At 42.5% G+C, this 25,796-nt stretch carries 19 protein-coding genes; 18 read left to right on the top strand and 1 reads right to left on the bottom strand.

All coding sequences use genetic code 11. The annotated features are described in order from the left end of the window. Window positions 1-271: 271 nt before the first annotated feature. From J2Z69_RS09935 to J2Z69_RS09885, 11 genes are all read left to right on the top strand, one after another. On the top strand, window positions 272-550 hold the full coding sequence (locus J2Z69_RS09935) for a hypothetical protein (protein ID WP_209861651.1): 279 nt from the start codon (window positions 272-274) through the stop codon (window positions 548-550). 49 nt (window positions 551-599) lie between these two features. Continuing rightward, window positions 600-4,571: a type VII secretion protein EssC gene (essC, locus tag J2Z69_RS09930; RefSeq protein ID WP_245339243.1), complete on the top strand. Its 3,972-nt coding sequence runs from the start codon at window positions 600-602 to the stop codon at window positions 4,569-4,571. Next, window positions 4,572-5,396: a hypothetical protein gene (locus J2Z69_RS09925; RefSeq protein ID WP_209861647.1), complete on the top strand. Its 825-nt coding sequence runs from the start codon at window positions 4,572-4,574 to the stop codon at window positions 5,394-5,396. Between the two features lie 5 nt (window positions 5,397-5,401). Further along, entirely contained in the window at window positions 5,402-6,139 is a 738-nt protein-coding gene (locus tag J2Z69_RS09920; protein WP_209861645.1) for a hypothetical protein, read from the top strand. Between the two features lie 42 nt (window positions 6,140-6,181). Further along, on the top strand, window positions 6,182-6,460 hold the full coding sequence (locus J2Z69_RS09915; protein WP_209861643.1) for a WXG100 family type VII secretion target: 279 nt from the start codon (window positions 6,182-6,184) through the stop codon (window positions 6,458-6,460). A gap of 19 nt (window positions 6,461-6,479) precedes the next feature. Continuing rightward, window positions 6,480-8,582 carry a serine/threonine-protein kinase gene (locus J2Z69_RS09910; protein WP_209861641.1) on the top strand — a complete coding sequence of 701 codons (2,103 nt, stop codon included), beginning with the start codon at window positions 6,480-6,482 and terminating at the stop codon, window positions 8,580-8,582. A 33-nt stretch (window positions 8,583-8,615) separates the two neighbouring features. Next, window positions 8,616-9,368 carry a vWA domain-containing protein gene (locus tag J2Z69_RS09905; RefSeq protein ID WP_209861639.1) on the top strand — a complete coding sequence of 251 codons (753 nt, stop codon included), beginning with the start codon at window positions 8,616-8,618 and terminating at the stop codon, window positions 9,366-9,368. A 3-nt stretch (window positions 9,369-9,371) separates the two neighbouring features. Beyond that, entirely contained in the window at window positions 9,372-10,196 is an 825-nt protein-coding gene (locus tag J2Z69_RS09900; protein ID WP_209861637.1) for a hypothetical protein, read from the top strand. Between the two features lie 169 nt (window positions 10,197-10,365). Then, entirely contained in the window at window positions 10,366-11,172 is an 807-nt protein-coding gene (locus J2Z69_RS09895) for an SDR family oxidoreductase (protein WP_209861635.1), read from the top strand. Between the two features lie 138 nt (window positions 11,173-11,310). Further along, window positions 11,311-13,821: an ATP-dependent helicase HrpB gene (hrpB, locus tag J2Z69_RS09890; RefSeq protein ID WP_209861633.1), complete on the top strand. Its 2,511-nt coding sequence runs from the start codon at window positions 11,311-11,313 to the stop codon at window positions 13,819-13,821. Window positions 13,822-13,903: 82 nt separating this feature from the next. Next, a complete protein-coding gene (locus J2Z69_RS09885) occupies window positions 13,904-14,458 on the top strand; it encodes a general stress protein (RefSeq protein ID WP_209861630.1) in 555 nt (184 codons plus the stop codon). 75 nt (window positions 14,459-14,533) lie between these two features. On the opposite strand, the gene J2Z69_RS09880 is transcribed toward J2Z69_RS09885, so the two are convergent. Further along, on the bottom strand, window positions 14,534-16,684 hold the full coding sequence (locus J2Z69_RS09880; RefSeq protein WP_209861628.1) for a YhgE/Pip domain-containing protein: 2,151 nt from the start codon (window positions 16,682-16,684) through the stop codon (window positions 14,534-14,536). Between the two features lie 101 nt (window positions 16,685-16,785). On the opposite strand from J2Z69_RS09880, the gene J2Z69_RS09875 reads away from it, so the two are divergent. The 7 genes from J2Z69_RS09875 to J2Z69_RS09845 all read left to right on the top strand — a co-directional run bounded on the left by J2Z69_RS09875 (window position 16,786) and on the right by J2Z69_RS09845 (window position 25,744). Next, window positions 16,786-18,117, top strand: a complete 1,332-nt coding sequence (locus tag J2Z69_RS09875; RefSeq protein ID WP_209861626.1) for an outer membrane protein assembly factor BamB family protein — start codon at window positions 16,786-16,788, stop codon at window positions 18,115-18,117. A gap of 522 nt (window positions 18,118-18,639) precedes the next feature. Further along, window positions 18,640-21,015, top strand: a complete 2,376-nt coding sequence (locus J2Z69_RS09870; protein ID WP_209861624.1) for a glycosyl hydrolase family 18 protein — start codon at window positions 18,640-18,642, stop codon at window positions 21,013-21,015. Window positions 21,016-21,222: 207 nt separating this feature from the next. Next, window positions 21,223-22,077: a PRD domain-containing protein gene (locus J2Z69_RS09865; RefSeq protein WP_209861623.1), complete on the top strand. Its 855-nt coding sequence runs from the start codon at window positions 21,223-21,225 to the stop codon at window positions 22,075-22,077. Between the two features lie 33 nt (window positions 22,078-22,110). After that, complete coding sequence (locus tag J2Z69_RS09860) at window positions 22,111-22,611, top strand: PTS sugar transporter subunit IIA (RefSeq protein WP_209861622.1); 501 nt, start codon at window positions 22,111-22,113, stop codon at window positions 22,609-22,611. A 33-nt stretch (window positions 22,612-22,644) separates the two neighbouring features. Next, entirely contained in the window at window positions 22,645-24,102 is a 1,458-nt protein-coding gene (nagE, locus tag J2Z69_RS09855; protein ID WP_209861620.1) for an N-acetylglucosamine-specific PTS transporter subunit IIBC, read from the top strand. Window positions 24,103-24,238: 136 nt separating this feature from the next. Further along, entirely contained in the window at window positions 24,239-25,072 is an 834-nt protein-coding gene (locus J2Z69_RS09850; protein ID WP_209861618.1) for a sensor histidine kinase, read from the top strand. After that, on the top strand, window positions 25,073-25,744 hold the full coding sequence (locus tag J2Z69_RS09845; RefSeq protein ID WP_209861616.1) for a response regulator: 672 nt from the start codon (window positions 25,073-25,075) through the stop codon (window positions 25,742-25,744). Window positions 25,745-25,796: the final 52 nt, after the last annotated feature.

Raw genomic sequence — 25,796 nt, 5'->3', positions numbered from 1 at the left:
AATTTCAAGTGTGCTAGAGGAGATCTTACTTTCTTCTTTTTTTGCTTTACCCAAAACCCCTCGCAATGAATCTCACCTAGATAAAAATGTAACGTTTGACTGAGACTATTCGTTTCACTACATCAAAAACTAAGATATATTTCCTATTTTTATGGGCTAAACGTAACAAATCGGGTCGTGTACCTACTCCATATAGAGTAGAACAATGATATGATAGAAAAGACGAGAGGTAGACAGAGATTTCCTAGGAGGAAAGGCTGGGGTCAATACTGTGATAGTTACGGTGTGTAATGGAAGAGTTGAAGCGGATTGGTTCGATATTTTGGTGGACGAAAAAAGCTTGGCTGGTAAGGTATTAGAGGAATTACATAATGCAAGTGGGCACCATTTTAATCATCTGAATCATCCATATATTCTTGAGGGAAGATTACCAGATCAAGCTTGGTTTGAAATCGGAGCACATACTGAATTGGGACTAAGTGGCCTACAAGATGGCGGATTTATCCGGGTTCAACGTACCTATAGTACGATAAAGGAAGATGTAAAGTGATGCATTTATCCTGTGAGCGTGTAGTAAGGAGGTTCATTACGTGAGTAAGATGTACCAAAGATCTCCCAGAATCATTCCTTCATTAGAGCCTATTCAGATCGAAATGATGAAGCCACCTGCAGAGCCGAATAAGCCTCAAGTATCCTCGATAAACTTTATTCTGCCGGCTTTAATGACTATGATGGCGGTTTCTTTTTTTATCTATATGAGTATATCTGGAAAAGTAGCGCAGGGTCATTATGTAATCTATGAAATCCTTACCACTTTACTAGTTCTGATCTCCTACATTTATCCACTGGTTCATTATATCGGCACCAAGCGTGAATTTGTAAATAGTACGCAAGAAAGAATTTTGAAATATCAAGAATTACTTGAGAAATATCGCAAGGAATTTCAGCAAAATGCAGAAAATCAGCGAAGTGTGATGACATCTATTCATTGTTCCCCGCATGAGTGGATGGAGGTTGCTAGTGTTCCTTACCCTTCCTTATGGGAGCGTTCACCTAAAGATTCAGATTTCTTAGAACTGCGTGTAGGGACAGGCTCTGTTCCCTTTCATGTTGAGGTAAAAAGTGCCCAGCAAGAAGGGTATAGCGAAGATCTATTATTGTCCGAAGGGGAGTTACTCAGATCTGAGTTTCGTTCTGTACCACTTTGCCCTGTGACTTTACCTGTACATGAAGCAAGAATTGTGGGGGTTGTAGGTTCTGCGGAGTTAACTGCAAATATGATGAGGGTGATACTGACCCAACTTACCGCAAGTCATGCCCCTAATGAAGTAAAGTTAGCTGCATTTTATGAACCTCAGACTGCTGATGCTTGGCAATGGATTCGTTGGTTCCCCCATACATGGAATGAAGAAAAAGATCAACGTTATGTCGCTGGTACACGTGCAGAGGGAAGGGCTCTTGCAGAGACTTTATATGATCAGTTGCACCCAAGAGCTAATCAGCGCGATGGATCTGAGCCCTTACAGAGAACCTTAAGCTTGGTTACTGTCTTAACGTATACGCAAGGCATAGAGGATGAATCGTTATATTCTCTCCTGATGGATCAGTCTTATGAATCGAATTCATTTACATTTATTATGGCAGACTCTACAGAGAATTTACCTAGACAATGCAGACTAATTGTAGATTGCAAGGAAGACCAAACTTCTTATTATTATAAAAAGGAAGACGGTTCTTCGCTTCAATGTGAGTTTGAACCCGACGCAATCAGCCGAGAGCAGATAGAGATTTTAGCTAGGAATCTAGCTCCTATTCAATTAAAACGAACAGCTTTCGGAGAATTGCCGTTAAGCTTACCGCTCATGGATCTTCTAGGTATGAGGGGGCTGGACGATTGGGATGTAAAGACGACATGGGATCGCAATCGCTTCCCTTTAACTTTGCCCATACCTGTTGGTATTCGCTCAGGTGGGAAAACCATGATACTGAATCTTCATGACAAAATGGAGCGTCAAGGTCATGGCCCGCACGGCTTGATTGCTGGGACGACAGGCTCAGGAAAAAGCGAACTACTACAATCACTCATTATTACGCTCGCATTAGAATATCATCCCCATGATCTTACCTTTTTGTTAATCGATTATAAAGGTGGGGGGATGTCCAATACGTTCGGATTACTTCCCCATGTCATGGGTTCTATTACAAATCTGGATCAACAGGTTATGGACCGTGCCAAAATTTCGCTCAGAGCAGAACTTGTGAGACGCCAACGCATCCTGAAAGAAGCTGGAAATCTGCAACATATCGATGAATATTATCAACTTGCTAATCCTGAACCTCTTCCTCATTTAGTTGTGATTATTGATGAGTTTGCGGAACTTAAAAGGGATCATCCTCAATTCATGGATGAATTAGTAAGTATTGCTTCTATTGGAAGAACCCTAGGACTTCATCTCATATTAGCTACGCAAAAACCTGCTGGAGTCGTAGATGACAAGATCTGGAGCAATGCTAGATTTCGTATTTGCCTGCGGGTTGAGAGCGAAGCGGATAGCCGAGATATGATCAAACTTCCTGATGCGGCATGGATTAATAAGTCGGGTCGTGGTTATTTTCAAGTAGGAAGTAGTGAAGTATTCGAAGAAGTACAGTTTGCTTGGAGTGGAGCACCTTACGTCGAACGAGATCAGAACCCTGGAACTATTCAAATTTCTAGAGTTCTGCTTAGTGGCGAACGAATCCCTTACCTAGATAGGGAAGAAGAAGCCGATATGGCTACCTCCGTGGTCAAACAACTGCAAATTCTTATAGAGTGCGTAAACGAACATGCCAAGTCTCTTCAGGTGGAGCGTCTTCAAGGGCCTTGGCTAGAGCCATTACCCGATATGATTGATCCGATTGTTGACACCCTACACGAACCGTATGTTGAAGATCCAACAGAGCTTCATGCTTGGGTGGGTCTTCTTGATAACGTTGCAGAACAGAATCAAGAGAAATTAGCTGTATCCCTTAATGAAGGACATCTCATTCTGTATGGCATGCCGGGTTCAGGCAAAAGCACGTTCGTCCATACCGTCCTCATGTCGCTAGCTCAGCGTTATTCTCCTGATCAATGGCATGGCTATATCATCGATATGGGTAGAACAATGAAGGATTTCAAAGATTTACCTCAGATTGGCGATATCATTGATCCCAATGATGAAGATCGGATGAAGCGTCTATTCCGGTTCGTCATGCGCGTTTTGACCGAGAGAAGACAGTCTATGGCTCTACATGGAGTTAAGACGCTTACTGAGTATAGACAAATGACGGATTCAACACTACCCGAGCTTCTTATTGTGCTGGATGGATATTATATGTTCCGTTCGTCCTTTCCTGCGGAAAATGAATCGCTTGAAATTTTGCTGCGAGAAGGCGCAAGCATAGGTATTCATTTTCTTATTACTACGCATCGTCTCGGAGACATGCCTGAAAAAATGAGAAGTAGTATTCCACGATCCATCGTATTTCAGTTGGCAGATCCCAGTGAATATCATTTTGTCATGGGTCGCTTGCCTTCAACAGCAGAGCCACAACTACCACCTGGACGCGGTTTTGTGAAACATCATGCCAAAGTATTAGAATTTCAGACGGCACTTCCGGCATCAGGGCCAGATGAGCTAAAACGATATGCCATTTTACGAGATCAGATCCAGCATCTGGATGCATTATGGAACGGTAGGCGGCCGGATGAAATCCGCCCTTTACCAGAAAAGGTCTTTCTTCATGAATTGTTATCTATGAACAGGAATCAAGATGAACTTGGTAGTGCACAGCTTGGAATTCAGACGGAGGATCTGGAACCTTTTGAAGTTTCTCTACAGTCTGGACCTCATTTTATTGTGGGTTCTCCCCTAGAAGGTGGGAAATCAACATTATTAACTAGTTGGATTCTATCTTTGGCGTGGAGCATGTCGCCTGAAGAACTGCAAATATTTACGGTTGATGGTAGACAAGGCAGTGATGCGCTGAGCAAATTGTCTGATCTACCCCATATTAGAGGCTATTCATCTGGCGAGCGCAATCTACTGGAACTGCTTGAAAATTTAGTTCGTCCGATGTCTTTACTAACGAATGCTGAAGGCAAGCTGCGTCAACCTGTAAAATTATTGGTAATTGATGATGCTGACGTTTTTGCAAGACAACTTCAAGATTTTGCATTGAAGGACAAACTCAATCAGACCATTCGCAAGGCCAGAGAGTATAGAATTCATGTTATTGTTTCTGGAATTCCGACGGATTTTCCAACTTTCGGTGTCGAGTGGTTTACGGAAATTAGAAATGGGCACAGTGGGTTTTTGTTAGGAAGCCGAGATGCCAACGATCTATCTTATTTCAGAATTCCTATGAGTGAAGGTTCAATGACAAGTGGAGAAGTCCCTGTGCTATCAGCAGGACAAGGCTACTATATCAAGAGAAAATATATCAAAATTAAAGTTGCTGTCCCGTATGATGGCGATCATCAACAAAATAGCTGGGTCCAGAAGATTAAATCCAGATGGAAAATACTAGTAGGAGGGGAGGTGGGGTGAATGTTGACAACATCGTACAATGGCGAAGTTGCACTTGAGCGGGAAGAGTTATTTTTTCTAGCAGGCATATTAGGTTCCGATAGATTGCTTGGTGTAGATGATCCATTTAAGGGCTTCTTATCGGAGGAAATCGTGCAAGAATGGGAGAAATCCAAACAATCTCTGCTAAGCAAAGGATACTTAATACAAGCAGAGAATGGTGTAGAGCTATTAATCCCGCCTGAAGTTTTTTCAAGGGTTGCTATTGCAGGATTAGCTGAACGTGCATGCTGGATCTCCTATAGAACACAAGAAGATTCTTATGAAGGGTACATGCATATAACGGACGAAAAGGTAGTGGAAGTGCAGCAGCCGCGGGATCAGGTGAATCTCTATGAATTAAGAGAGAAAGGTACAATCCCTGTAGCCTGTGATGATTTAGTCCAGCGTATGAAATGGAATGATAAATCACCGGGAAATATGCCAGCATTACTGTTATCTAGAGCTAAGTTCAATGAATTATATAATTCTTCTTCTACATTAAGTATGGATGAGATGAGTTCTGTTCTTGTGGAACTAACAGATGACCCTGAAGGATCTTTGGCTTTGGCTAAAAGTCTTAAACATCGATTATGTGATGGTGAGCTTCAATTGTCCGTGTGGAATGGTCAAGCTTGGGATACCCAAGGAGCAGCTTTTCTGATCAATGATCATGTGAATTGGTTAATTCGGAGAAGTTCTAGGGAGGAAGATGACTGGCTCATAGCTACTCCAACAACGAGGGAGCAGTTTCAGAGTATGTTGCTATTGTGGTTGGAGCGTCCTTCTCAGACAGAGGAAAGGTGATTATAATGCGAATACGCGTAGAACCAGAACAGTTGCGAAATCTAAGTAAAAATCTGCAGCATTCCGCAGAACAATTGCGTCAAATCACAGCTTATCTGAATCAGTCTATGGCCTTGTTGCTTCAGGAGAATGCAGCACAGGGTCCCATAGCAGATCAATGGCAACAAGCACAGCTTTTATCAGAGCATCTTCTATCTGAGTTACATAGATTGGGTATTACTGCTGATACAAAGGCAGATGCTTTCCAGGCTTTAGAGAACGAAATTCCCTCTAGTCGCGTTAAAACTAATGACAAGGTAGGAGTAAATGCATCGGCTCTCTTTGTGGGCCTGGGTGCATTACGCAGAGTAATCATTCCTGGCAAGTATTTAATGCATGACGCAATCTCTGATCCCAAGTCGGCCGTCATTGCAGTGCATACAGAAAAAAGCGGATACATTAGGCCGCGTTGGGAACAGAAGGCTAATGATCGAGAAGTATCTACATTGCTAGGTAACGTTCAAGAAGAACCGTCATCCTCTACAGCCATTATTAATTTGATGATTGGTAAGAGATTACCTGATGGTAGACGTGTACTTGAAGAAGCTGTGAATAATCCAAATGGATGGAAATTCATGAATCCGTCTTCTAGTCTCCGCGAGTCATTACGCCTTCGTCGAATTCCTGCCGAGGGGGCGGGAAAGATGCATTCTCACATCAAACTTAGTGAACTTCGAGAAAAACTTAGATCTAAGCCGATATAAATCGTATCTATGTCTCATCATTTGCGTAAAGGGGGAGCTAACATGTCAGGACGCATTACTATAAGCCCGGAACAAGTGGAGCAGATCGCAAGACAATTCAAACAAAGTAGTGAGGAAAGCCGTCAGATTGTATTGGGCCTTACTCAAGCCGTTCAAGGTATGGAAAGTGATTGGGAAGGGGTTACCAAGCAACGCTTTATTCAAGAATTTGAAGAAGCGGATAAGCAAATGAAGTATTTTGCTCAAATCTTAGAGTCGATTAGTGAAGAATTGAATTCAATCTCGCAAAGGTTCAGGAGCATAGATCAGAATAAATTTTAAAGAGGAAGAGGGTTTGATTATGGCATTTCAGCCAAACCCGGGAGATCAGTTAATTATCCAGGGCATCACTTATCGGGTCGGTCAGCACCCAGCTGCCCCGGGATTGGCCTATGCGCAGGCTGGTCGTCAAGGCTTAGTCTATCAACTGATACCAGTGGATGAGACCAGGTTGGAAGCGAAGGCGCTAAAAGTATTTTCTTTCAAATTCAGAAATCCTGCTCTAGTCTATCAATCCGAGCAGATAGCTGAGTATCAAGAGATGCAGGGACTTCGTGTGTGTTCTCGTATGGTGTTGACTCCGGAGAATCATAGTGAACTCATTCATCAGTTTCCAGAGCTTATCTACGCAGTTGTCATGCCATGGATTCATGGTTCAACATGGACAGATATATTGATAAGTGAAGAGAGCATATCTAGATTAGAAAGTTTAGAACTTGCTAAATCTATGGCAACTATTGGCTCTGCCATGGAGCAAAGGGGAATTGCTCACAGTGATCTATCAGCATCGAATGTCATTCTTCCTTATTTTAGAGAAGAGCGTTCGCTACAAGAGGTCTTTCCTATTCAATGGATTGATGTAGAACAATTGTACAGCCCGAAGCTTCATGCACCAGAGTTCGATTTATATGGGTCACCTGGGTATGCTTCTGCAGTTTCACAGGGTAGCCGAATGTGGCATGCCTACGTAGATCGTTTTGCAGGAGCGGTGCTTATCGCAGAAATGTTAGGTTGGTCCGATCCTGACGTGTGTGCAGAAGTCTGGGGAGAAAGTTACTTTGGGCCAGAAGACATGCAGCAGAATTGTAAGAGGTATAACACTTTAGCTTTAAGCTTAGAGAAGCATTGGGGTAGCAATATAGCTACACTTTTCGCACGAGCTTGGGAGAGCGATGATGTTCGAAGTTGTCCCACATTTGGGGAATGGCTGATCGCCATTGAGGCTGTAGAACCTCAGGCAAATGGATTTTTTCAGGAAGAAGTATTGGAATTAAATAAGTCGATTCATGATATAGATACGAAGTATACTCGCAAAGATTCGGAAGGTTCACTTCCAGTCGGTCTAATCGGAGTGGAACTCTTAGAAGAAGCTAGATTACTTGAATCCCAAGGTGAAATAGGACAAGCGCTTAGTTTATATAAAGAAGCTTGGAGAACCTCTATACCTGGAACAGAGGAACATGCTGAGCTTGAAGCGGCAGTATTTGAGTTAACCGCGGCCTCTGCTCCTTTACTAGCTATTTCCAAGACAGATACAACAAGGACAACAAAGACAAATAAATTCGCGCCCCTGTCCTCATACTTCTTTCAGGGAAACCGTTACAGAACTCGCATTGCCTTGTTCATTGTAGCCTTATTTATAGTAGCAGGTATTTGGACATTTCTGAGCCGTATGGAAAATTCGGCAAAAGTACTTCGTGTTCAGCAGAATCAAGAATCTATTCATAAAGAAGTCTCATCCTTACATCCTTCTTCAGTGCAAGTGCCTCAACCGGTACAACCTCCCGTTGTTGTTCCTGTGCATGATTCTAAGGACGAAGAAGCTAAAGCCGTAGCGGCTAAAGTAGCTCAAGAGCAAGAAGATAAGAAAAAGGAGTTAGCAAAGCAGCAAGAACTAGCTAAAGAGCAGGCAGCTAAGAAAAAGGCAGATCAAGAGAAAGTGGATCGCCAAACGCAATATGATCGATATTTAGTATGGAAGCAAGAACGTGATAAACAGTTGGCCAAAGAAGCTCAGGTTGCTAAGGCAACTCAGGATGCCCAAGCAGCTCAAGCGGCTAAAGATGCCCAAGCGGCTAAAGATGCTCAAGCTGAGCGTAAAAAACAGGCAGAAAGAGCGGCGGAGAAAGCAAGGCAAGAAAAAAAAGAAGCTGATGCTAAACGAGCAAAATTGTTAGCAGATCAGCGTTCAAAAGGGATTGTAGCTCTCAACGCTTCTTATAATCAAGCATATAATGCTCTCAAAACAGAAAATAATGAAGTGGCCAAAATGTATGGCGAACAATTTATGGATACTTACAATAAGGATGCTTCCTATTACGGCAAGAAGAGTCAGTTAGCTAGAAGGGCATCAGCAATGCGTAAATACTTAGCCAGTAATCGTCAGGGGCTTCCAGACATTTAAATGTATAGAGATATTAAAGGAGACAGAAGGAACATGAAATACATTGTACAGGCCTCTCAGCGTACCCCTGCTCTTATCATTTATCTTATAGATATTAGTGCATCCATGAATTTGCTAATGGAAGGGCGTAGGCGAATAGATATTGTCTATGAAGCATTAAGTCTTGCAGTCAGGCAGATGGTCTTTCGTTCTACAAAAGGGAATCGCCTCACCCCAAGATATAGACTTGCTCTTTTAGCCTATAGTGATGAGGTTTATGATCTGTTAGGCGGGGTCAAAAGCATTGACGAAATTGCCGCTATGGGGCCTTTGCCGGAACTTACACCTCGAAGGTTTTCCGATTCGGCCAAAGCATTTTTGCAAGCGGAGCAAATATTACTAGAAGAGCTTCCTTACATGGAGGGATGTCCAGCACCCCTTATTTGCCACATGACTGACGGTGTAAGTACAGGAGCAGATCCAGAGCCTATTGTGCGAAGAATTATGAACATGGGTGTAGCGGATGGTCAGGTCTTAGTTGAAAATATTTTCATATCTGATTATGTGCTAGACCAACCCATCTCGGAACCGAGGCGATGGAAAGGTATTCTTCCAGAAACGTTGCTACAAGAAGGATCCGGTAGCAAGCTGCGCAAGATGTCTTCCGAACTTCCCGAGAGTTATCGAGAAATGCTTGCGGAAGCGGATTATCAATTTGCACCGGGCGCGCTTATGCTACTTCCTGGGAATTGTGCTGAACTTGTGTCGATCGGATTCCAAATGTCTGCTGCAACGCCGGTGAGGTAGAAGATGACTAAGGTTTATCCTGACCCCTCGGAAGATGTATGGGAATGGGCCAGTCAGCAAAAGGAATGTCAGCCACTTTCTTTACACACGCAGTCCAGATTTCGTTGTAAATACGGCTATAGCCCCGCGCAGGATACTTTGGAATCCAAAGAAGCAGGACAAGATTTTCTTCGAGTTAAAATTGTAGGCAATACTTGTTATTTTGCTCTATGTGATGGCGTGTCTATGAGCTTTCAAGGTGACTTTGCCGCGCGTCATGTAGGGAATTATCTGATGGAATGGCTTGAGCGAGAGTATTGTTATTCTGCGGAAGCTTTAGCTGTATTTTTGAATACTATTCCTAGAGAACTGCATGACTCTTATGCACAGCTGGACATTGAGAACGGCATTCCTCCGCTGCTTAAGGAAGTGCTTGTTCATAAAAAAACACTGGGTTCCGAATCCATGTTCATTTGTGGGCGATTGACATTATCCCCTTATGATTCATCTTATTCTCTATGGTTAGGTTGGATGGGGGATAGTAAAGTCAGCCACTGGGTTGAAGGAACATCAGAAGCCTCACCAGATCCATCCTTATTTCGAACGTCTGAACGTTGGTCTGTTCTTAAAGGGTGTGGGGAACATATACCTCACAGCTTTGAAATACAGCATACCTTCCCGCAACCCGGCCTTCATCGACTTGTCCTTCATAGTGATGGACTTAGGATAATTTCTCCAGACGGGCAACGATCTTCTGGACTGGAGGAACATCTTGAACTGAGTAAGTTGGCTGATGGACAGGGCTTGGAGGATGATGCATGTTACTTAGAGATTCAATGGAATAGTTAATCTTCTATTTCTCATATGTTACCAAGACTCTACCTTGCTTGTTGAAGGTTAGAGTCTTTTTTTTATGTTATGCCGGGGTAAATGATTAAAGACTACCTATTTATGGGTAATCTTGAGACAGTGAGCAACTAAAGTGATCGACTCCAATTTATAGCAAAGGAGATTACATATGATAGAACAGCAAATGTATCAGTCACGTTTTCAAGGGAAGGTAGCTATTGTTACAGGTGCAGGATCTGGCATTGGCAAAGCTGCTGCTCTTAGGTTAGCTAAGGAAGGAGCCAAAGTTATCTTATTCGATTTGAATAGGGAGCGTACGCAGCAGACGGAAGCGGAGATTAATTATCTCTATCCAGAGTCATCCAGAGCATTTGATGTAGACATATCCGATCCTATTCGTATGGAACGAGCGGTTCATGAAGCAGCAGAGATATTCGGGGGGATCGATATTGTCTTCGCCAATGCAGGTATTAATGGGGTATTGGCTCCTTTAGATGAGATTAGTTTTGAGGATTGGAACAATACGATGAATATTAACTTAAATGGAACATTCTTAACTGTAAAATATACGGTTCCTTTCTTGAAGAAAAGTGGCGGTGGCAGCATTATCATTACCAGTTCCATTAATGGTAGTGACCGATTCTCTGGATTCGGGATGTCCGCTTATAGCACGACTAAAGCTGGACAAGTTGGTTTTGCAAGGATGGCCGCATTGGAATTAGCCAAATTCAAGATTCGAGTCAATGTCATCTGCCCAGGAGCGATTGCTACGAATATTGATCAGAGTTCCAAGCCAAGTGCGGAATTAAGCGGAATTGTTATTCCGGTCGTGTACCCTCAGGGGAATCAACCGCTTGCCGATGGTCCAGGGCAATCCGAGGATGTAGCTGACTTGGTATCATTTTTAGCTTCTTCTGAGTCCAAACATATTACAGGTGCGCGCATTGTGATAGACGGAGCAGAATCGATGCTGTAAGGGATAATTCGTTCACAGAAGCTGGTTCACCTCAGGTGAATTGGCTTTTTTATGTACAGCACTATTTTTGACAGGAGAAAGACCACACCTTATGATGAGTTCATTCTAAGGTATATAGTCAGAATAAGGAGAGTTAGGATGTTACAATATCCAATTGATGAAGTGATGCCCGAGTTGAAAACAGCTTTGAGACAAAACACAGCAGCTATTCTTGTTGCTGAGCCCGGTGCAGGAAAGACTACTCGAGTTCCACTAGCACTTCTAGAGGAAGAGTGGCTCCAAGATCAGGATATAATTTTGCTTGAACCACGCAGGCTAGCGGCGAGGTCTGCGGCTATCTATATGTCTAATCAGCAAGGGGAACAGGTTGGTGGCACCGTAGGATATCGTATTCGGCAAGAGAGCCATACAAGTGCAAACACAAGAATTACTGTAGTAACGGAAGGCATTCTTACTCGTATGCTCCAAAGTGACCCCTCATTACCCGGAGTAGGTTTACTTATATTTGATGAATTTCATGAACGAAATCTTCACGCAGATCTGGGACTGGCGCTTAGCTTAGAATGCCAGCAACTGCTTAGAGAGGATCTTAGAATTCTAATTATGTCAGCCACATTAGACGCGGAGCCCATTTCGAACCTATTAAATCATGCTCCAATTGTTCAAAGTTCAGGAACAATGTTTCCGGTGGAGACCCGATATCTCCCCCAAAGTAAAAGTGGTTCTACTCAGCCCATGGAACAACTAATGGCGAATACCATCCTAGCTGCTATACAGCGGGATAAGGGCAGCTTGCTAGCTTTTTTACCTGGAGTTCGAGAAATTCGCCGCGTCGAGCAGCAGCTGCTCCAGTCGGGTGAACTCCCTAGTTCGATACATATCGTTAGGTTATACGGCAACATGACGCAACAACAACAAGCGGAAGCCATCCAGAAGGCCCCTGAAGGAGAACGCAAAATTGTGCTCTCCACTTCGATTGCAGAATCAAGTCTAACTGTAGAGGGGATACATATCGTCGTGGATGCTGGACTTCGTCGAACTCAATTATTCTCGTCACGAACTGGGATGGGAAAAATGACTACAATTCGAGCCGCACGCGATTCCGCCGATCAGCGCCGAGGGCGGGCAGGTCGTACAGCACCTGGCGTATGCTATCGACTATGGACTGAATCCGAACATCAGCTCATGGCGTCCCGGACCACTCCTGAAATATTGGAAGCAGACCTCACTTCTTTAGCTTTGGAACTTGCGGTTTGGGGGGTTCGTGATCCTGCAGAATTATGCTGGCTGGATCAGCCTCAAGAGAGTAGGTATCAGCATGCCATTCAGCTGCTTATTCAACTTGGAGCTGTTGATAAAGATGGGAAAATAACTAGTCATGGGAAAGCGATGGCGTATTTGGCAATACATCCAAGGCTTGCTCATATGGTATTAGTAGCCAAAGCGTTGGGATATGGCAGGGTGGCTTGTTATGTTGCTATTGTTCTTGAGGAGAAAAGTAGACTGAAATTAGATGAACAAGATATTCGCACTAGTGTAGAAAGAGTCATGCTCCTAGTTACTGGGCGAAGAAGTTCGAGTTCTGAGACTTGGCATGGAGAGGAAGCCCAATTACTACGATCAACTAAAGAATTAATGAAGAGACTAGGATTAGAAGATGAAGTAGAGCATTCGGTAGAAGAAGCGATGGATAAATGTGGTCTGCTATGTTCTCTAGCATACCCGGATCGCATTGGAAAGCGTAGAGCCGATGGTCGCTATGTGCTCAGAAATGGTCGTGGTGCTGAATTTAGGAGACAACAGCCCATTTCAAGCAGTGAATATATTGTGGCCGTTGAAGTAGAGGACTCCGGTATGGAGAGTTCGATTCTGATGGCTGCACCTCTAGACGAAGGAGATATACTAGATTTTTACCAGCCTGAATTGGAACAAGTGCGAGAGATTGCCTATGACCAGAGAGGAAAATTTACTGCACGAACCCTGAAAAAATTAGGCGCTATTATTTTATCCGAGACACGCAATCAACCCCCTACCCAAGAAGAAATGCAAAAGGCCATGCTGGATGCCATCAGGAGCGATGGGCTTTCTATATTGCCTTGGACAGATAAATGTATTCAGCTACAACAAAGAGCCATATTGCTAGGACGCTACCTGGATAAAGACTGGCCTGATTATACAGAGGAAGCACTGTTGTTGAAAGCAGAGGAATGGCTTTACCCTTATTTAGATGGAATTCGAAATCGAAATGATGTCCAAAGACTTCCACTATATCAAATGTTATTAAATCTTTTGACATGGACACAGCAGCAAATCTTAGATGAGCAAGCACCTACTCATTTTGTTGTCCCTAGTGGTTCCAGAATTCCTATTCAATATGGGACGGAATATCCGTATATAGCGGTACGACTGCAAGAGATGTTTGGTCTGACCGATACACCGAAGATTGCTTATAAAGAGCTTCCATTAACGCTGCATCTGTTATCGCCTGCTTCGCGACCTGTACAAGTTACATCTGACCTGCGAAGCTTTTGGAATACGACATATTTTGAAATAAAGAAGGATCTAAAAGGTCGCTATCCCAAACATTATTGGCCGGATCAGCCGCTGGAAGCTATTGCAACAAGGAAAGTTCGTCCCCCAAGCAATTAATTTCTTTAGTATTCTTTGGTTGATTTCTTCCTTACTAGGGTAATGATGGGAGAGCAAGTTAAAATAAAGGAGGCAATTGAACATGGCTAAGAAAATTGTCGGTGTATTCGATACAGACCGGGAAGCAACAGCTGCAATTGAATCTCTTCAGCAACAGGGTTTTAGTTCGGATGAGGTGTCTGTCATAACGAAAAATCGTTCCGATCAAAAAGCAATCAGCGAAGAAACAGGCTCGAAAGCACCAGAAGGCGTAGCTACAGGAGCAGCAACAGGTGGCGTCGTGGGTGGCGTAACAGGCTTGTTGGCAGGTCTAGGATTATTGGCTATTCCAGGTGTAGGTCCTATCTTGGCAGCGGGACCCATCGCGGCAACATTAACAGGCGCAGCCGTTGGTGCTGGAGCAGGGGGACTCGTGGGCGGACTTGTAGGTCTGGGTATTCCTGAAGATGAAGCGAATGAATATGGTACTTATGTAGACAATGGCAAAATCCTCGTTCTGGTGGACGAAGATGACCGTCATACTAAAGTTTATGATACATTTAAGAATAACCGTTCATTGAATGCTTCTAGGTATGGATCTTATAACAGTAACGTAGGTGCTGGAGTTACTCCAAACGATACAGAGCCGCGTTATTAATATAGAATAAGCATGGCTTTTATAGCTATAGATCAAAAAAAGTCTGGCTTTTAAAAGCAGACTTTTTTTCTTGAATTAATGAATAATCTTACTGCGGCGTGCTTTTGCGACTAGAGGTTTGGACAAGTGATTTATGGATTTCTTTAAAGCGATCCCGACCACTAGGGCTACAGCAGTGAACAAAGTGAGCATCAACACATCTCTAACAATTAAGTCGGAGACGATCCCTCCTACGGCTTCTCTCAGTAGACTGATCCCATAAGTGAAGGGCAGAAATGGATAGATAGCTTGAAAAAAGGGAGGCGTAACTTGGATAGGGAAGGTGCCTCCAGATCCCGCCAGTTGAAGGACTAGGAGAACGATCGCCATCGCTTTTCCGACGTTTCCGAATACAGACACTAAAGTATAGATCATAAGCATGAAGACTAAGCTAATTCCCATGCCAAAGAGAATGAACCAGATCGGGCTAACCGCATAGGTTCCTAGTATATACAAGTCTCCTGTAGTAACTAACAAAGACTGTAGTAAGGCTAAAGTGCCAAAGGTAAGGAAGCGTCCCAAATAAATCTGGTAGCTCCGATAATTCACATCATGTTCATGTACTTCCACCGTAAGTAAGGAGACTAGGAGAAGACCGCCCACCCAAAAGGATAATGTCGTAAAAAAAGGCGACATGGCAGATCCATAGTTCGGAATCGGGAACAGTTTGTGCTCAATTAAAGCAACAGGCTCCGCAAAAAAATCACTTTCTTTCTGATAATTGATACTCAGCAGTTCAATTAAATCAGAAAGTGAACCTTCTTTTTCAAATGCACGCATTTGGTCACTTATTCGTTTGATTTTGGATTGGGCTTCAGGTAACTGTACTCTTAATTTCTTAGCTTCGCTAGTTCCGAGTTCTAGACCTTTGGTGGCATCCGATAAAAGATGTTCTACTTTGGGAATGTCTGCAAGGGCTGATTCCAAAAGACGCCGAGACGTTTCTGCCGCTTGCGTTGCTTGGTTAATAGCTGACTTAATTTTAGGGACAATTCGGCTATCATACTCGGCAAGAATCTCGTCTAACTTATTTCCCGCTTGTGTAGCTAATGTACTAAAATCTGCAAGCAGGGAGGCCAAAGCCTCATTTCCTGAGGAAGCCGCATGCTCAATTTTAACTAGCTGTTGCTGTAAAGTCGTGAATTGAGCACTGATATTGTTCAAGTTATCCACAAGTTTGCTCAGTACTTGGGATGGGGCGATTTCATTAAGTTTGCTTATAAAGCTACTTACCTGTTTGGTAACGTTCACTCCTGTGATAAGTCCGTGATTCAGAGCATCGAGTTTCTGCTTTAAGAGAGGATCATCAGGTTTCAGAGTTGGAATAGATTCCGCAATTTGCTGAGCAGAAGTGACTACCTGTCTGAGCTCCGTGAGAGTAAGTTTAATGCTGGGTGCCGCATCCTCTAGATTTACCTTGACTTGACCAAGAAATTGGCTCAGGCGAGTAGAAAAGGTTGAACCTTTTTGGGCTAGATCCACCACTGTAGGTATTTGTTTTTGTACTTTAGATACAAGCTTTTGCGTCTCTTGAAGATCAGCGAGAGCTGTATCGGTCGCATTATAAATTTCAGGAAACATACTTTCTAGCTTATAGACTAGTCGCTTCATCTTTTCAATAACAGGAAGTTCTCTTTTTAATTCAATTCCGATTTGATTGAAAATTCGAAATATCGTTCCATTCGCTGTCTTTACAAAATTACGGTTCACTTCTTCTATGATTGAACTTGCACCTTTGGACGTGATTTTGGGAGCAACGGCATTAATTTTTTCATTTACTTCATAGACAATCTCAGCTTTGATAGGGTTTGGCGTAAGTACGCTGACGATTTTAGTTGAAAAATCTTTAGGGATTTCAAGGGTTGCATAATAATCTCCATGTCGAAGTCCCTTCCTAGCGCTCTCATGAGAAGTGAAAATCCAACCTATAGAGCTATTGCTTTTTAAGGATTCAATAATTTCATTGCCCATGTTCACGGGTTGCTTTTGTAGTTCGGCTCCTTCATCCAGATTTGTAACGGCGATCTGTATTCCGCTCGTAGAACCATAAGGGTCCCAAGAAGCTTCAATATTGAACCAGGCATACAAAGAAGGAAGACAGACAAGGCCGAGGATGATTACAGCTGCAGCCCAGTTTGTAGATATGCGTCGTAAGTCTCGAAGATAGATCTCGATAATTTTTGCCATTCTCAAATAACCGCCTAATTAATTTTTACGTTATTATCTCTGGAAAGAGCGGGAATCATCCCCTTTTTAACAATTAAATCTGTTCCATGGAGGAATGTACAATGAGACAAGGGAAGAGAATTTTGAGATTTGGAGCAGTGACTATCTGTGCAATCAACCTTCTAGCTTCCATAACAGACACCGTTTTCGCAGAGACAACAACCCTGCCAAAGACCTCTACAACTGATATTTCCATAGAAAAGGATGTCCAACCGACTTGGAGTCTAAGCAAGGACACCACCAAATCTTCTAACGGAGGAGATACTGCATCGGGTGAGGGAAAGGTCTTTTTAATTAAGAATAAAAAACTGGTCTCTGTGGATGCCACTACGGGCAAAATATTATGGACTTATGGGCAAGATTTATATTCGATCCTGAGGTACGATAAGGGGACGGTATATGGAAGTCTTAACGATGGACGCGTCTTTGCACTACATACAGATGGAACAGTCAAGTGGATTACAAGCCAAAGTATATATAGCCCAGAAGAGTTCGTCATTCATGAGGATAAGATTGTTGTTCTTAGGGGTATAGATACCTATGTGTTTGATACAAAAACGGGCCATCTAGACTGGGAAGATCATGATTCTACATCTTTTCATGGATCCGAACAGATTTTTGTCTCGAATGGAATTCTATTTCGCAATTATTACATACCTGGATATGTGAGCAGCATAGTACTTCAAGCTTATGACTTCAATAATGGTCGGAAGTTATGGTCAAAACCTAATCAGCAACTCCCTTTGCAAGTTGAAGATGGGCTAGCCTATTCATTATCTTTGCCTACGCTCTTGGATGAACCTCATGCTGAGTTGGTTCTGCGAACATTAGATCTAAGAACAGGACAAGAAAAAACTACATATGAATACAACTGGACCACTCCTTCTGGGTCAATCATTCCTGAGCTTGAAGCTCGTGCATTTATGAAGGGGACTACACTTTTTGCCTATCACAATCATGTACTAGCTCAGTTCCAGCTTAATAATTATACAGGTAATCAGGATAAGCCTGAATGGATGTTTGAAGGACAGAGCGGGCAAATGGAAGAACCGATGATGCAGCTTGATCAGAGTCAACTGTTCTATATAGAGAAGAATTCGGCTGACTTATACTCTATGTTATCGTCAATTGAGATAAATCCGTCTTTCCCGGTAGATGCATTAGGACGTACTTATCCATCTAAGGGAAAGCCTAAGCATATTGATGTAATAGGAAAATATGTATGTATTGGTGAAGAAAATGGCACACTGCGCGTGTATGACCGAACACAAAAAGAGGAATTATTGTCCGTTCGGACAAATTCTAGCGAATATGGACCGAGCATAATAGAAAATAATACCTTGATTATTCAAACTTCCGAACGTATGATCGCGGTTGAATTACCTAAGATATAGCTCTGATTTTGCAAAATAAGGGTATAAAAAGGATGTTTATAGCGAAAATTGATGAGTTTTGTCATAGCTATAATAGAAATTTATCCTTTTATACCCTCTTTTATTGTGTTTAAATAAAGTTGTAATTAAGAGGCAGATTTTCAATTGAAAGCGGATTCTATTTCCGTCATATGATAATGAGCCTCAGGCCTAAGTGAGGTCAACTTATGTCTGTTAAGGTATCTGCCAGTAATTACGTTATACAATTTTTAACAAGTACTCTCGTTAATCTATTGGTAGAAAGGAGAATGAGAAGGGACAGGCATCATGCCCATGCCATGAAAGCACGGATCTTATTGAGTGCTTTGTTACTATACCCAACTAATTAGTGAAAGGTGATCATTTATATTGAGTCATGCGGAGCGGATGTCCGTCAAACGTCCATAACAATTTCATAGAATTTTTTGCATGTAACACACTGCTCTATCATTAATTGTTTTCATAGTTTCTATTTTATACACAATAAGAGGAGGAATTTTATTCATGTCCATTTTTAAAATGAGAGGATCCAAGGCTGCACGCGCCCTTGCCGTTCTCAGTCTTACTGCAGCTTTGGTGATTCCAGTAGTATCCGGTGTTCCTACAAATGCTTCTGCTGCCGATAGCTACAAAATTGTCGGTTATTACCCTTCTTGGGCTGCTTATGGTCGCGCTTTCAATGTAACGGATATTGATGCATCGAAGGTTGATTTTATCAACTATGCGTTTGCTGACATCGCTTGGAACGGGCGTCACGGAAACCCAGATCCAACTGGACCGAACTCTACAACATGGCCAACTCAAGATGAGAAGAGCCAAACAATCAACGTGCCTAACGGTACAATTGTTCTAGGTGATCCTTGGATTGATGGAGGAAAAAGTTTTGCTGGCGATACTTGGGATCAACCCTTGTCAGGTAACCTGAATCAATTAATCCAATTGAAAAAGAAAAACCCTAATTTGAAAACAATCATCTCAGTGGGTGGATGGACTTGGTCTAACCGCTTCTCAGATGTTGCAGCTACACAAGCTACGCGCGAAGTATTCGCGAATTCTGCTGTAGATTTCATTCACAAATACAGCTTTGATGGTGTGGATTTAGACTGGGAGTATCCAGTAAGTGGCGGTTTGGCTGGGAACAGCTATAGTGCAGCAGACAAACAAAACTACACACTCCTCTTGCAAGAGATTCGTAACAAACTTGATGCAGCCGGAGCAAAAGATGGTAAGAAATACTATCTAACTATTGCTTCTGGAGCTTCCAATTCTTATATTAACAATACGGAACTTGATAAAATTAACAAAATCGTAGACTGGATCAACATCATGACCTACGACTTTAATGGTGGATGGCAGACGATTTCTGCTCACAATGCACCTCTTTACTTAGATCCAGCAGCTGTAACAGCGGGTGTTCCAAATGCGGATACATTTAATGTAGACACAGCTGTAACCAACTATCTAAAAGCGGGTGTAACGGCTAGCAAGTTAGTACTTGGACTTCCGTTCTACGGCCGTGGATGGGATGGAATCGGTGCAACGAACAATGGGGAATACCAAACAGGAACGGGTGCCTCACAAGCTGGAACTTGGGAGAATGGTGTATTTGACTTCAATGACTTAGAAGCCAACTATATCAACAAGAATGGATATACACGTTACTGGAACGATACGGCAAAAGTTCCTTTCCTTTATAACCCATCTAACAAACGTTTTATCTCTTATGATGATGCACAATCCATTGGAATTAAAGCGGATTACATCAAGTCTAAAGGTCTTGGAGGCGGGATGTTCTGGGAACTTAGTTCTGACCGTAACAAGACGCTTCAAAATAAACTTCGTTCCGTACTTGGAACACCTGCTACTACCGGAGATACTCAAGCTCCAACAGCACCAGCTGGCTTAACTTCAACGGCGAAGACTTCCAACTCCGTAACTTTATCTTGGACAGCTTCTACAGATAATGTTGGAGTTACAGGATACGATGTATACAACGGTAGCACATTAGCTGCAAGTGTAACGGGAACAACAGCTACCATCAGTGGATTAACTGCGAACACTGCATATTCCTTTACAGTGAAGGCTAAAGATGCGGCAAATAATAGCTCTGCAGCAAGCAGTGCTGTTAGTGTAACTACAAGTGCAGGAACTACTACAGATACGCAAGCTCCAACAGCACCAACTGCTCTTTCTACAACTGCCAAAACGGCTACATCTGTATCCCTAAGCTGGGGAGCATCTACTGATAATGTGGGTGTAACAGGTTACAATATCTATAATGGCTCCACGTTGGTCACAACAGTAACAGGAACGTCGGCTACAGTTAGCAGTCTGACAGCTAACACAGCCTATTCCTTCACAGTAAAAGCCAAAGATGCTGCGGGCAATCTTTCAGCTGCTAGTTCAGCACTAAGCGTAACTACAAATGCTGCGACTACTACCGATACTCAAGCACCAACAGCTCCAGCTAGCTTAACTTCCACAGCTAAGACAACGACTAGCGTGTCGTTGAGCTGGAATGCAGCTACGGACAATGTAGGTGTAACAGGTTACGATGTATACAATGGTAGTACGTTAGCTGCTTCTGTAACAGGAACATCTGCTACAGTTAGTGGGTTAACTGCAGGCACAACGTATTCCTTTACGGTAAAAGCTAAGGATGCTGCAGGTAACGTATCTGCTGCTAGCTCTGCACTTTCTGTGAAGACTACAGATGCTACAACTACTCCAGGTGGAGCTACAGCATGGGCACCAGGTGTAGCTTACACTGCGGGACAACTGGTAACTTATAATGGTAAAACTTATAAGGTTCTTCAACCACATACTTCATTGAATGGTTGGGAACCATCCAATGTTCCTGCTTTGTTCCAACTTCAATAATCCGACTTAAGAAACTTGACAATTGTTGTACGCTTACATTTTCCTGTTGACGGATGTACGTGATTGATTTATGATAATCACATAAATGAAAAACACAATGGCGTGTTACCGTTAACGGGCATGAGCCAAGGAACGATTAACCTTATTACATAAGGTCATTCTTTCCTTGGCTCTTTTTGATTTTGTAATGAGGAGGGTTCCATCGATATGAGTGAAAAAGAACTACTCCAAGTTCAACGTGTTATAGGTAACAACGTTGTGATGGCTCAAGGCGGGAAGAATGGAACCGAATATGTTCTTCTTGGTAAAGGAATCGGTTTCGCAGTAAAAGGTGCGGGAGTAATCGAAGCGGATGATCCCCGTATTGAGAAGAGATTCCGACTTGAAGATCGCGAACAATGGAGTCAATACGAAAGGTTAATGGAAGATTTTGATCCAAAGGTCATGAACATTACGGATCAGATCATTCATTATATTTCGGAGAGTTTCCCAGAGAAACTCAATGACAAAGTGTATCTAGCGCTCCCAAGTCACATTCAATTCACAGTCTATCGGTTACGCAATGGTATGGATATCATCAATCCTTTTTTGCAAGAGACGAAGCTTTGTTTTCCTAAGGAATACGAAATTGCGTCGAGAGCTGCCGAAATGATTAGTGAAGCTTTTCATATTCATGTACCGGAGGACGAAGTTGGATTTTTGACCTATCATGTGTATTCAGCTGTAAGTAATGTTCCTGTCGGTCAATTGGTCAAAGCATCAAATCTTGTTAATAACTTGCTTGAAATTATACAAAAAGAGAAAAATATAAAATTTCAGCAGGGTAGTATGAGTCATGTGCGTCTGATGTTGCATCTGAGGTATTCACTTGAGCGTTTACTTCAGAACACAAGGATTGATAATCCTTTTGTCAATCATATTCGATTTGAATATAGGGAAGAGTATTTATTGGCAAGCAGGTTGGGCAAAGTAATGGAAGAGGAATTAGGTAAGAAAGTTCCTGAAGAAGAGATTTGTTACATTGCGATGCATCTGTACCGCCTGTATCGGACGAACATCTAATTCAACATGAAGCAGAAGGTAGGAGGAGTTCAAATGTTTTCAAAATGGAGAAAGAAACAAGCTGAACCAAAAGTCGTGGAAATTGTTGCCCCTTTAACAGGAGAAGCTGTATCCCTAGCAAGTGTACCAGATGATGCCTTTGCAGGTGGTCATATGGGTAAAGGTGTTGCTATTGTACCTACCGAAGGCAAACTTGTAGCACCGTTTGATGGAACGATTGCACACGTTATCAAATCAAAGCATGCTGTGATGTTAGAAGATGAGCATGGACTACAATATTTATTTCACATTGGCATCAACACCGTCTCTCTTAAAGGAGAAGGTTTTACAACTCATATAGCTGTAGGTGACAAAGTAAAAGCGGGACAAACTTTAATCGAATTCGATATTGAAGCGATTAAAAGTGCGGGATACCCTGTGATTACACCGATCATAGTAACAAACGCAGACGAACTGACAGAGACAATCGACACCAACCTCGGACCGGTAACAGCTGGCAGAGATGTCGTTCTGAAAGCGATTTTAAAGGCTTAAAAAAGCCAATATATTTGAAAGGGTGAAGTAAAGATGTTGTCATTTCTCCAAAGAATCGGTAAATCTTTAATGCTTCCAGTAGCAACACTTCCGGCAGCAGCGATTCTCATGCGTTTCGGTAATATCGATTATGTCAAAGACTTCCACATGGGAAGCGCGGGCGAATGGTTGAACCACTACATCGCTCCATTCTTAGATGCCGGGGGTTCTACAATCTTCGACAATCTGCCTTTGATCTTTGCAGTTGGGGTAGCGATTGGTCTTGCAGGTGACGCTGTAGCCGCCCTATCGGCTGTAATCGGTTACTTGATTTTGCTAAAAGTATTAGCAAAAGTACCTCTTGTATTCACCGACTTCATTGGCGGTAAAGATGTTAAGCTCGATATGGGTGTACTTGGTGGTATTATCGTAGGTTGCGTATCGGCATACCTATACAAGCGATTCCACACTATTAAAATGCCGGACTGGCTCGGATTCTTTGGTGGGAAACGTTTCGTTCCAATGGTTACCGCAGTAACAATGGTTGTTGTAGGTTTGATTTTCGGTCTAATCTGGGGTCCTGTGCAATCCGCGCTTGACACATTCGGTAACTGGATTGTAGGTCTTGGTGGTATCGGTAGTGCGATCTACATGATTGCTAACCGTCTCCTCTTGCCATTTGGTCTTCATCATATCATTAACTCTATTGTATGGTTCCAAATTGGTGACTTTAAAGATGCAGCAGGCGCTGTAGTACATGGTGACTTACATCGCTTCTTCGCAAAAGATCCAAGTGCGGGAATGTTCATGACGGGCTTCTTCCCAATCATGATGTTTGGTCTTCCAGCTGCGGCATTTGCTATTATTCATACGGCTAAACCTGAAAGACGTAAAGCAGTAGGTTCTATTTTCATCGGTGCTGCTTTGGCTTCATTCTTGACAGGTATTACAGAGCCGCTCGAATTTGCATTCATGTTCGTTGCTCCTGTATTGTTCGGTATTCATGCTATCTTGTCAGGTATTGCAGGATACGTAATGTATGCACTAGGCGTTAAGCTCGGATTCGGTTTCTCCGCTGGCCTGCTTGACTATGCTATTAACTATCAATTGGCAACGAAGCCACTGTTGTTGATTCCAGTAGGACTTGTATTCGCAGTCGTGTACTATTTCCTTTTCCGTATTATTATCGTGAAGATGAACTTGAAAACACCGGGTCGCGAAGATGAAGTATCTACAGATGATCAAGCAGTTGTAGGTAACAACGCTGTAGTTGCTGGCGACAGCAGAGCAGCTAAAATTCTTCAAAATATCGGTGGACCAGACAACATCCAGTCCATTGATGCTTGTATCACACGCCTTCGTCTAGTTGTAAAAGACGATAAAGCCGTGAATGATCCAGCTCTGAAGAACCTCGGTGCTTCTGGCGTTATGCGTCTTGGTAAAGGTGTAGTTCAAGTAGTATTTGGACCACAATCCGAAGCGATTAAGGACGATATTCAAAAACTTATGTAATTTCATCGAATAATGAAAAAAGCAGGGTGGATAACAATCCATTCTGCTTTTTTTATTTGTTACGTTTATGAACAATGGAAGTTTTCAATTTCTGCTAAAATAGACGAGAAAGCACTAGTTAAAAGGGGAGAACATTGTGACATACAGACTAATTAAGTGGATGATCCTTGTCGTACCTTCATTGATTATAGGCATATGGGAATTCGTAAGACATCAATTTTTAATGCCTTATCTTTCTATGGGTACGGGAAATTTAATTACACCTATTCTTTTATTTTTGATTAGTGTAACGCTACTGTATCAACTATTTGTACAGCTTGAAGTCATTCAAGAGGAACTTCAGCGAGAGAAGTCACATAAGGCGGAACTCGAAGCTAGAGAGCAGATGGCAAGAGAATTGCATGATGGCATTGCGCAGTCTTTGTTTTTACTCTCAGTGAAAATTGATAAGGCTGAACGATTACAGCAGTCTGGACAAGCGGTAACCTGGGGAGAGTTAAGAAAGACAGTCCATGAAGTGAATCGATATGTGAGACAGTCCATATCCAATTTGAAATATCCAGCCAGAAGCGATCACGCTGCTCCCGCTACATGTACAATGAAACAACGTGTAGAACAACTGGCCGAGGAAGCACAGGTGCAAGCAGATATTATTTGGAATCTTGTGGACGACCAATTTACACCAAAAGAACAAATTGAGTTATTAGCTTGTATACGAGAAGCGCTCGTAAATACTAGAAAACATGCCAACGCCTCTTTGACCCGAATAGAAGGACATTCTAAAGGCCGTCAGTGGACAGTACGGGTAATCGATAATGGAAAGAGTCATGATATTCTTAAGTCCTTTAATCCGGAAAAGTATGGTATACAAATCATGCGTGAGCGAACAGAAGAGATGGGTTGGGTTTTAGAAGTGGGCAGACAAGATGGACTTACGCTTGTACAAATTGAGAACAGGGAGGAACGGTAAATGAAAGTTCGGGTATTGGTGGTAGACGATCATGCACATGCTCTGGAGGGCATCTGTGATATTTTGTCTGAAGATGCATCCTTTGAAGTTATTGCGCTGGCTTCTAGCGGGGTGGAGGCACTTGAACTGACCGAAAAGTTCATGCCAGATCTAATTCTTATGGATATTCATATGCCAGGTATGGACGGCCTAGAAGCTACACGTTTAATTAAGCTCAGATATCCCTATGTCAAAATTGTATTAATTACAGTATCAGACGATGCGGCTCATCTATTCCAAGCGTTGAAAAATGGTGCACAGGGATTTTTATTCAAAAATCTGGCGCCTTCCACATGGTTAGAATACTTGAATGCGGTTCTTATCGATGAAGCGCCGCTCTCGCGCGACTTAGCTCACCAAATTCTTAAAGAAATTCCTTTAACTCAGCCCAAGCTGGGTGCTGGAGATCACCCTCTTACTACAAGGGAACGGGAAATTTTAGACTGGGTAGCTCAGGGGAATACAAATCGAGAAATCGCCCATCAGTTACAGATCTCAGATCAGACCGTTAAAAATCATCTGAAAAATATCCTCCAAAAACTCCAATTAGAAAATAGAGTACAGCTAACAAGGTATGCTTTTGAACAGGGGTGGGTGGAGCCTGGATCAAGGCCTGAAAAACATTCTAATTAAACTGAAATAGTAGAGTTGTCTATTTTATTGATTTCATTTGGTAATGGGAAGT

It is taken from the genome of Paenibacillus shirakamiensis (assembly GCF_017874255.1).
Taxonomy (GTDB): Bacteria; Bacillota; Bacilli; order Paenibacillales; family Paenibacillaceae; genus Fontibacillus; species Fontibacillus shirakamiensis.
The sequence above is the reverse complement of the archived record's forward strand: the minus strand, read 5'-3'. Positions and strand labels throughout refer to the sequence as shown.